The organism is Stenomitos rutilans, from assembly GCF_059505485.1.
In genome coordinates, this window is record NZ_JCACKR010000008.1 from 1 (window position 1) to 8992 (window position 8992).

9 protein-coding genes and 1 pseudogene are annotated in these 8992 nt (G+C 50.4%); 1 reads left to right on the forward strand and 9 read right to left on the reverse strand.

Annotated features, from left to right (window positions below):
* Positions 1-225 precede the first annotated feature (225 nt).
* From AC5JLP_RS00305 to AC5JLP_RS00335, 7 genes and pseudogenes are all read right to left on the reverse strand, one after another.
* Positions 226-489, reverse strand: a complete 264-nt coding sequence (locus AC5JLP_RS00305; RefSeq protein WP_496065891.1) for a UPF0175 family protein — start codon at positions 487-489, stop codon at positions 226-228.
* Positions 490-628: 139 nt separating this feature from the next.
* Positions 629-937 carry a hypothetical protein gene (locus AC5JLP_RS00310; RefSeq protein ID WP_496065892.1) on the reverse strand — a complete coding sequence of 103 codons (309 nt, stop codon included), beginning with the start codon at positions 935-937 and terminating at the stop codon, positions 629-631.
* A gap of 68 nt (positions 938-1005) precedes the next feature.
* Positions 1006-1944 carry a tetratricopeptide repeat protein gene (locus AC5JLP_RS00315; RefSeq protein ID WP_496065899.1) on the reverse strand — a complete coding sequence of 313 codons (939 nt, stop codon included), beginning with the start codon at positions 1942-1944 and terminating at the stop codon, positions 1006-1008.
* A gap of 3 nt (positions 1945-1947) precedes the next feature.
* Positions 1948-3060, reverse strand: a pseudogene (locus AC5JLP_RS00320) (DUF7779 domain-containing protein); the annotation flags it as partial.
* Positions 3061-3135: 75 nt separating this feature from the next.
* Positions 3136-3537, reverse strand: coding sequence for a hypothetical protein (locus AC5JLP_RS00325; protein WP_496065893.1), 402 nt, complete (start codon positions 3535-3537; stop codon positions 3136-3138).
* A gap of 98 nt (positions 3538-3635) precedes the next feature.
* The gene (locus AC5JLP_RS00330; protein ID WP_496065894.1) at positions 3636-3797 is read right to left on the reverse strand and encodes a hypothetical protein; all 162 of its coding nucleotides are present in this window, start codon (positions 3795-3797) and stop codon (positions 3636-3638) included.
* A gap of 222 nt (positions 3798-4019) precedes the next feature.
* Positions 4020-6080 carry a hypothetical protein gene (locus tag AC5JLP_RS00335; protein WP_496065895.1) on the reverse strand — a complete coding sequence of 687 codons (2061 nt, stop codon included), beginning with the start codon at positions 6078-6080 and terminating at the stop codon, positions 4020-4022.
* 384 nt (positions 6081-6464) lie between these two features.
* Here AC5JLP_RS00335 and AC5JLP_RS00340 point away from each other — a divergent pair, with 384 nt between their 5' ends.
* Entirely contained in the window at positions 6465-6677 is a 213-nt protein-coding gene (locus AC5JLP_RS00340) for a hypothetical protein (protein WP_496065896.1), read from the forward strand.
* Positions 6678-7396: 719 nt separating this feature from the next.
* On the opposite strand, the gene AC5JLP_RS00345 is transcribed toward AC5JLP_RS00340, so the two are convergent.
* A complete protein-coding gene (locus AC5JLP_RS00345) occupies positions 7397-8755 on the reverse strand; it encodes a helix-turn-helix domain-containing protein (RefSeq protein ID WP_496065897.1) in 1359 nt (452 codons plus the stop codon).
* 9 nt (positions 8756-8764) lie between these two features.
* The gene (locus AC5JLP_RS00350) at positions 8765-8953 is read right to left on the reverse strand and encodes a hypothetical protein (RefSeq protein WP_496065898.1); all 189 of its coding nucleotides are present in this window, start codon (positions 8951-8953) and stop codon (positions 8765-8767) included.
* Between the last annotated feature and the right edge of the window lie 39 nt (positions 8954-8992).

Genomic DNA, 8992 nt, shown 5'->3' on the forward strand with positions numbered 1-8992 from the left:
TTGACTACATTCTTTGAGTCGCAACTGGGACAGCAAGGGAGTGTCAAGGGCATGGCTACTTTAGAGGGCAACGTACTAGGTTTAACATTCCAGCCGCCAGCGCTTTACCCTGCTCAAGCTAGAGGTTAGCTATCCTTACACCTTTAGGACTACCCAATTCCGGGAGTAGATTGATGTAGTCAATCAGAATCAGGTAGTTAATGGGAGATGTATTGGAAACAACAATCATTCTGCGCCTAGAACACTGCGAATATTTTGAACATCTTGCGCTAGATCAGCCTCTGTATAGGGCAGGTAAGCTTTTTCACGCTTGAGGAATTCGTAGGTTTCCCAACGGGAAGAGAAGTTCAGCATTTGCCGGACTTCCGCTGCTCCAATCTGCCCCTGGCGATAGCGATCAGCCGCAATCAGTTCCAGTACCCGACGAGAAATATCGCCAGGTTGTAGTTGATTAGCAATGTCATCAGGAAGTTCGATCGTAATTTGCATGATTTATTCACCTTGATTCAGTATCAGCACTCATAGTATCAATATAGGTAATAAGAGCTTTAGCAAGAACGCTATCTTCTAAATAGTGCTTTGCAACTTCAGCGATCGCGAGTAAGCGGATATCTGCCGTCCAAAAGATCTACCATTCACCACGTTCCTTGATCGCCGTCTCTGAAAGAGGTTTACCAGAAATCTGGATGTTGCTGACCATCACTTTGAGGTCTGCTTCAGAAAGGGGTGGAATGTCTGGATGTTGGGCGGGTGGAATGATTTGTCCCGCAGCAATGAGGGGCTGTAGGATCTGCTCACCTGTTTCTGCATGGTTGGATTGACTTAAATGCGTCGTTGGCACCTGTGCTTGGGCAAGTTTTTTTGACAAGACTGCCTGTTCTTGCTCTGGTAATGCCAGAATCACCTGCACGAGTGAATCTACCAATTGAGTATTCATAACGGCTAGCTTTATTTTGCCTAAGCCTATTCTATTGGCTCCATTTCATTATTTTTTCACCCCACACCCTACTCCCCACGTCCCTCTCTCATCTGCCGCAACAGGTCTTGCGTTACTGGATGGTCGGAGAGTTGCCCCGTTTCCCCTACCCACATCACCACCCACAATAAGCCACAGAAGTCTTGCTGCACTTGTTGAGTAAAGTGATGGTCTCTACCAAAGCAGTTTAACAAAGTTTTTAATGCCCGCAAATACAGCGGTTCTGCTTCAACATAGCGTCTTTGCGAGCAATAAAAGTTCGCCAAAGTATGAACAGTGATTGCCACATGAGGGTGCGTTTCTCCGAATCGTTGCTCGCTGATGTTGAGAGAACTCAAAAAAAGTGGCTCTGCTTTGCTGTAATCCTCCTGGCAATAGTGAAGCGTTGCTAGGTTATACAAGATTTCTGCTACTTCAAATGCGTTCTCTCCATAGAAATCTTTGCTAATTACCAACGCTCGATCGTAATGCAGCTTGGCTTCATCAAAGCGTCTCTGTGATCCATAAAGGCTTGCTAGATTGTTTAAGACGAATGCCACATGAGGATGGTTGGTGCCTAACTGCTTCTCTCGGATGTCAAGAGCACGTAAGTAGAGTAATTCAGCTTCGTCATAGCGTCTTTGCGATGAAAGAAGTCCTGCCAGATCATCACAGCTAGTTGCCACATCGGGGTGCTCAGTTCCTAACTCTTTTTCTCGAATAGCGAGGGATCTTAAATGTAGTGGTTCTGCCTCTGTGTATCGTTCCAGCACTCGAAGGAGTTTTGCTAATGTGTTAAGACTGGTTGCCACATCAGGATGCTCAGTTCCCAACTGCTGCTCCCTAATAGCAAGAGATTTCACATAAAACGTTTCTGCTTCTGAGTAGTGTGCTTGATCATGTAGGTAACGCCCAGTTTGATGTAGCAGCTTTGCCAATGAAAGCGAGTCGTATGGATACTGTTTTAGATGCTGCCAAATTGCTTGCACGTGGGGCAGCAGCCGATCGCACTCCTGCCAGGTTTGAAACTCAACGGGTGGAAAGGTGGCATTCAGCGCTTCTACACTTTGCTCTACCCACTGCTGTTGGGTCGCCGTCTCCATTCTGTCTCGCAGCACGGCTTGTACCATACGGTGAATGCTGTAGCAGTTCTGCTCTGGCTCCACTTGAATGAGTGAGTAGCGCGTTAAGTGTTCTAGCAACTCTGGCAGCAGCAGCGGGTCATCGGTGGCATCGGCAAGGGCAATACTCAGCCGATCGCCCAGATATGCTGCACCATGCACCAGCAATTCATAGGGAATGTCATCGGGTGCTAGAAAGGCGCTCAGCGACAGCAAATCCGTAGCAGCGGGTACGGTTTGTTCAACCTCCTGAAAGTTCATTGCCCAGGTAGTCGCAACCGACTGTGGATAGTCGCCTGTTTGAGGCAGTTGTTTTTGCAGCGTTGGTACTGGTTGCTTGCGGTAACTGACTAAGTAAGCGCTAAAGGAGGCTTTTTTCTGCAATAAATAGGCTCCAGCTTGCTCTAGTACGATGGGCAAGTAGTCTAGCTCCTTTGCCAATGCTTCTGCGGCGGCAACTTCGGCTGACTGTGCCTGCGATCGCTCGGTGCGTTTGTATAAAAACTCAACGGCTTCTTTATGGCTTAACTTCTCCACCTCTAGCGGCTGAGCCAAATCCAGGCTATCGAAGACCTGAGCGCGAGATGTGATAAGTATGCGCCCATTTGGGTTGTTGGGGCGGTAAAGCTTCAGCCATGCAGGTGTATCAGCGTTGTCAAAAATGAGCAGCCAGCGGTTATTCGTTTCAAACCACCGCCTTACTGCTTGTACGGTTTCGTCTAAAGATTGTCCGACGATTTGCGGTAAACCAACAGCGCTGGCAATTTTGCCAAAATCCGTTGCCAGATTGAGATCGGTGTCTGCTTTGACCCAAAACACCCAGTCGTAAGCCTCATGATAGCGGTAAGCATACTCCACAGCCGTTTGCGTTTTGCCAACGCCGCCCAACCCATAGATAGCCTTTGCCTGACTCAGGGCAGCGGCTTCCGTTGTGCTGAGAGCAGTGTGCAGGGTTTGCAGCAAAGCATCTCGCCCGGTGAAGTACTCGTTACGATGGTAAGGAACGTTAAAGGTTGAAGGGGTGCTTTTCTTTGTCGGTGCCTCTCCCGACGACTGTAGTCAAAGGTTGATTGTGTTTATCTGGTGAGTAATTGGACCCAAATTGACGACCCCAATTTTTTCTGCCAGTTTTGTCAGGTTTTGCATTGTTCCAGGTTGAGCCGTTGCCTCTGCCGCTACTGCTTCAACCGCCGCTTTAATCTCTGGATCGGCTGCTGCCAGTTGCTCTACTTCACCAATCAACTTTGCTTCACCAAAATCGTCTGGTTGTTGTGCAGCTAATGCTGGTTGTTGAGCGACTTTTTCGATCGCGCTTGCTGTGCCAAAAGCTTTGTGCCGCAGCAATGCCAGCAACTGCTCTCCCTTCGCCCAAACTTTTTCACCAACCTTCTCGCCTTGTTTCTCAAAGACTTTAGTAACGATGAGTGTCGCGATCGTTGCTGCCGTTAACGGATCTGCCATAGGTTTAGTGCCAATGCTCTCTGCCTCCTTTCTACCCTAGCAACGACACTTTTTCCGTTAATCTTCAGTCTTTGTGCAAAAGTCTTCGGTATTTGACCTTAAAGCACGATCGCTCTCACTTTAAACCGCATTGTTTCCGTTGCGATCGCGATCGTTCTCACTTCAAACAGGAACGTTCCGACTTGAAACAGAAACGTTCTCACTTGAAACGGGAAGATTCTCATGGCAAACGAGACCATTGCGGCTTTAACTCCTATCATTCCGACTTGAAACAAGAAGCATCCGACTTGAAACAGAAACGTTCTCGTTGCAAACAGAAACGTTCCCACTTCAAACGAGAACGTTCCTACTTCAAACTGAAACTGACCTGTTGAACCCTACACCGCTGATGATTGGGGCTTTGCCTTCTTCGCTTTTCTTGCAAACCATTGCCCCAACTCTGCCACTACTGCCTTTACCATGTCTAATCAAAGGACGTTAGATTAGTCTGCCGATCGCGCTTGCCCCTGTAGCCAGGTCAACCACTCCATCAACTCCGAGTCTGTCAGCAGCGCCTGACTGGTTTTACCAAAGCGTTGCGAGAGTGCCTCCTGAGCTTGCTCTAATGTCCACTCAAGCCGTTGCCGCTGAACGCTGATTTGAGCCAGGACATCGGAAAGATCGACAGTCCTCAAATTCCCTTCATCGATCGGTACGGCTGGTTCCTGCTCCAATGCCTCTGAAGCAGCCATGCTCTGAACCGAATGCCCTGGTTGCAGTGATGCCCTTCCCATCGAGGGATCTGCTAAGAAACTGGGTTCCCCTTGTTGCGGTTGAACCTCTAAAGGTGCAGGAAGATCCAGTACACCTGGGTTTGCGATCGCCCATTGTTGGGCTTCTGCCATCAAGATGCGATCGCCGGAGTCCCAATACTGCTGCATCCGCTGCGTTTGTGCGGCTCTTGTATCTTTCTGCTTGCGCTGTTGCGCTTGAACAGGCAATTGTTTCGCAGCTTCCCGGTTAGCCTGCTTCCTTTCCTGAATGGCAGACAAAATCTGCTGGACATAGCGTCTTCCTTCCAATCCTTCCTGCTGCTCTACTGGTTGAATGGGTGCATCAGAACAATCGCGATCGCTAGCTTCCTTAGCTGGCAGGCTATTACCATCGATTGAAGGTCGATCGGACTCTAAGGAATCGCTCAAACCCCCACTGCTTCGGCTATTACCGTCATTTTTGGGTAATAAGCTTTTAGGGTTTCCCTCAATGGGAGCGCCCTCAGCGCTAGCCATTGAGGAGACACTTAAGATGGTTGGGGGGTCTGGGGGGCTTTCTACAAGATGAACGGGATGCCAGAGGTCGCGATGCCGATAAAGCGAACCGCCGCCAATGCCGTAACGGGTGAGCGCCTGAAAACGAGCCGTAGCATGGCTGGGAAGGCTACCGTGGTTCAGTAAGTCCGCGAGCGCTTGGCGGATGCGTTCTCGTGCTGCCTGCGATCGCTGTTGATTCCAGGTCAAGGTTTCTGCTGCTTCTGCTTTCGCATTAACGAGTGCTGTTGGCAGTGCTTTGGTTTGTCCAAACGGAAAATAGTGGCTGGCTTCCACACACTGTGCCCACTCTGCCGCTCGTTGCTCCAGGTCACTTTGGTGGCGACACCAGTCCTCATAGCCAGGGAGAGCTTTGGCAACCTGCACAATGTCATTGACCAGTGCTTTACCTGCCAGCGGTTCACACCCATACAGCAAATGCCCAAAGATGTAGCTCCGCATGGTGATGCGACCGAGGAGAAAGTTGGTTTGCCCAAAATCACTCCAGCCCGGTTCGATGTCGGCATTCAGGTCATTCAAAAACTTGTCTGCTTTACCCGACAGGGTGTAGCGTTTCCGTCGCGCCACTTTAAGCACCTGTTGCAAGGCTTTAGCACTGACATCATTGCGACGTTGGGCAAAACGCCAGTGCTGGACAAAGGTGGTTTGATTGCTGTTGGTTAGCTCCCACGCGTCACTCAGGATGTAGGAACCTGCCTGCATGGGTAGCCGATGCGCGGCATACAGATTGGGGGTGCCCTCGGTCACAAATAGACGCGCATTGGGGAAGAGTTCCAGTTGTCCGAGCGCTGGTTTGAAGCCCGCATTTTCCAGCACGGCTTGTAGCGCGAGTGACAACTCCCAGGTTTTCTGTGGTTGCTCGAAGGGAAAATAGAGATGAATTCCGCCGCTATAGCTGGACGTGCAGGCGATCGCGCTGACCAAGCCCAATGGTTCCAGCGCTGACAGGAGGCGTGAGACGGCGAAGGGATCGCGCTGCGGGTGATAAAGGCTGCCAGCGTCAATGTCCAGCAAGCAATATTGGATTTCCGCACCGAAGCGCACACCGTAGAGATAGGCTCCCTGGTGGATGAGGCGATCGCTCAGGGGATGACGGCTCTCCGTTTTCCATTCGACTTTGCCTTGGGGGTCGGGATGCTCTGCCCAGATGTAGTCATAACGATGGGGGAAAAGCGCCAAGAACGCATTCTCTTGTTCCTGGATGTACTGGCAGGGACTGGCGGTTGCTGCTTGCATCACAACCCTCCCAATGTGAGATAGAACATCGAAACCAATCCCAACGAGATGACTGGGATAGACAAAGGGATTGGATTGGCTTGATCAGAATTGAAGCGATAAGCAACGGTCATAACGGCTCCTTAACTTGGGTGGAGCCGGGACAGAAATACCGATTTCTCTAGCCTGAATAGGGGCGTTCACCCGTGAGTGCTTGCAGATTGATCACGCTGCTAGCATTGCAGCTAGACGATGTCTGGCGAACGGCAGCCCGGAAGCACTACAGGGTTTCTACAAACTGGCAGGGGAAAATTTGCATAAATCAACCCTGCTACCTCTTGCACATTGTGATAGAGATAGTATTCTAGGTATAGATGCACAAAAATACCCCACCAATTCTGAAGTTTGTTTCAGAAACGGCTAAGAAACCGGGATAAAGGACGCTTTGCCGAGGGTCTGTCCCGGTTTTCTGGTGTTTGTGGTGGTGAAGTCTTAGACGGTGCCTGGTGTGTGGCGTACCTCCCTGTACCCGTTGTGATGATTGACCGAAACCAGGACGCTAGAGGCTGTCATCAATTACGACTACACATTGCTTACAGCAAGGGTTCCAGCCTCTAGCCTCGTGTGTTAGGACAGGCGCGACAATGCTGATACCGCAAGGTTTCGAGCTGAATTGATGACGCGCCTTAAGATGCACGCTTAGCCTGTCCTGGTCATTTGCAGCGCCGAGTGACAGAGAACTAGATCAAAATTGAAGATCGAAGTAAACAACAGCTACCTCTGCCACTTGGGCTGGCTTACAAATAGCCAATGTTCACTTGACGGCTTCACTCAAGAACTGGAAATCATCGGAGCAGCTGCTCCTAGCTCAGCACCACTGCGAACCACGCCTGCCGTAACTGAGTACAGCGGTATGGTTCATTGCGTGCCATTCTACAGAGGCAGTACAAATGCTCTGATTGTTTACTGGCGATCAAGATCATTTAAATAATTAGGCTTGTTTACTTTTTCCAGAAGTGGCTGTCTAAAAGCGTTTCAGCCGTTCAAAAAATTATTTTGCCCCCCAGGTGCGGGGTTTTTATCCCCTACGGTCGGGTTTACAGTCCCCTGGGTGCGGATAGACTATCCCCCGGTTCGGGGCTGTTTACTCCTGGGGGTCGGGGCGTTATCCCCCTGGTTCGGGAAGTTGTTTACAGCTTGAAATCCTTGCTGGAAATCAATCCTATGCTTTTAAGGGATGCTTTAGTAAACAGCTTTTGTGGTTTGTTTACTGTTTACTTGTTTACACATTCCCCTGTTTACGCTGTTTACTGTTTACTGAATCGGCTCTATTTCTCTTAGCGATCGAGGTCTAAAAGCGCTTTTAGCTTGGCGGAGTCCTCGGGTTTGATGCTGCGTTTACCCCGCTCAATAAGGCTAATCCACATCTTTGTTCTGCCCAGTTGCTTGCCTAATTCTTCCTGGCTCCAGCCTTTGGCTTCTCGGGCGGCTTTAATTTGCTCACCACCAAATGTAGAGCCTGCTTTGATGGGTTTGGCAGGAACCAGGTGACTTTCCACATCAATAGTTCGCTTCTTGCGCTGAAGTTTGGCAATGCCATCAGCAATCTCTTTGGGTGGATGGACGTAAAGGCGGCTGTTACGAAGTTGCTCCCAGAAGCCTTTCGGACGTTTTTTCTCGCCGCGTCCCCCTTCTTTCCAATCGGGTTGAATCTCAGACGGGTAGGTCACGGGATCAAATTCGATTGCCAGTCCTGCCTCATGGAGCACCAAAAGGTCGCGATCCCAGGTATTGGCGAGTTCGCTGCGTAAGTCGCGATCGCGTTGCGCAGCGGTCACTTTTTCAACCCCGTAGGCAACTTCCATCAGGGTGGATGTGAGCATCACCTGATTAGTGCTCACGCGCATCCTGAAGGAGAGCCATGCCAACATTCGGGCTGCTCCCTCACTGTGCTGCCAAACGCGGGTAATGGTCTGCAAAAGCGTCTTGGACAGCACACCATATTGATAGAACGCGTTGCCTTCTTCTGACCCCCGTTTGTTGAGAAAGTACTTCGCCCACATGCCAGCTCGACAGCGGATGGTCAGCCCGGTACATTTGATGTCTCCGAAGATGTCGCGCTGCCCGTGATAGCCGATCGCCACTTCCCACAGGCGGCTTTTCTCCACGTAGAAGCTCTCCACGTTGCCTTGCTGGGGCCAGTGCAAAAAGGTGAGAATCTGCGCTGGTTGCTCGGAAATACGCTCAATCAGCTTCAGCCGTTGTTCTTTGGTGAGATCCTTACGTTTATCCAGTCCCATGTAAGAGGAGATCTGAGCATCATCAATGACAAATTCTTCTTCCCAGGGACGAGCGAGGGTGGTGACGTGAGCCGCGTAAATCAGGTGCATACAGGCAGCACGGATATCGAAGGTCTCAATCACTGCCAGGGCTGCTTCTCCTGCCAGGGCTTCAGGGTACTGTTCCTCTGGATTGTCTGTCACCCAAAAAATCAGCCGTCCCCTGCCGTCTTTGAGGAGGCTGGTGTAGGCTAACTTGCCATCTTCATCGGGCTGCCACTGGAGGTCGCTGCGCTGCGTCAGAATGTTGACGCTTTCCCAGAGCAGCTTGCAGGTCGCAAAGTTACTGGTGATGCCATTGGCAAAGAGTTCAGGATTTGTTGCTGGTGCGCCAGGAACGATTTTCTGTTGTCCCAACCCCGCCAGCTATTCTAATTCCTGAATCGTTTTGTTGGGCAGGTCGTATTTGTTGAGAATGAGTTGCACTGCCTGGTCGATGTAGACCTGTAAGACGGAGGACAAGTTCGATTTGAGGGAATCAGAGGCTTCGTCGAAAATGTAGCGGTAGAGGGTAGTGAGCCGCTGCTGGGACTCCATATCGGGTCGGAGACCCATTCGTGCAATTTGGTATCACGACTGGCTTAAAAGGCTTTC

Coding starts and splice junctions, on each gene's coding strand:
- AC5JLP_RS00305 (WP_496065891.1), bottom strand. CDS start 489: ATGCAAATTACGATCGAACTTCCTGATGACATTGCTAATCAACTACAA.
- AC5JLP_RS00310 (WP_496065892.1), bottom strand. CDS start 937: ATGAATACTCAATTGGTAGATTCACTCGTGCAGGTGATTCTGGCATTA.
- AC5JLP_RS00325 (WP_496065893.1), bottom strand. CDS start 3,537: ATGGCAGATCCGTTAACGGCAGCAACGATCGCGACACTCATCGTTACT.
- AC5JLP_RS00330 (WP_496065894.1), bottom strand. CDS start 3,797: ATGATAGGAGTTAAAGCCGCAATGGTCTCGTTTGCCATGAGAATCTTC.
- AC5JLP_RS00335 (WP_496065895.1), bottom strand. CDS start 6,080: ATGCAAGCAGCAACCGCCAGTCCCTGCCAGTACATCCAGGAACAAGAG.
- AC5JLP_RS00350 (WP_496065898.1), bottom strand. CDS start 8,953: ATGGGTCTCCGACCCGATATGGAGTCCCAGCAGCGGCTCACTACCCTC.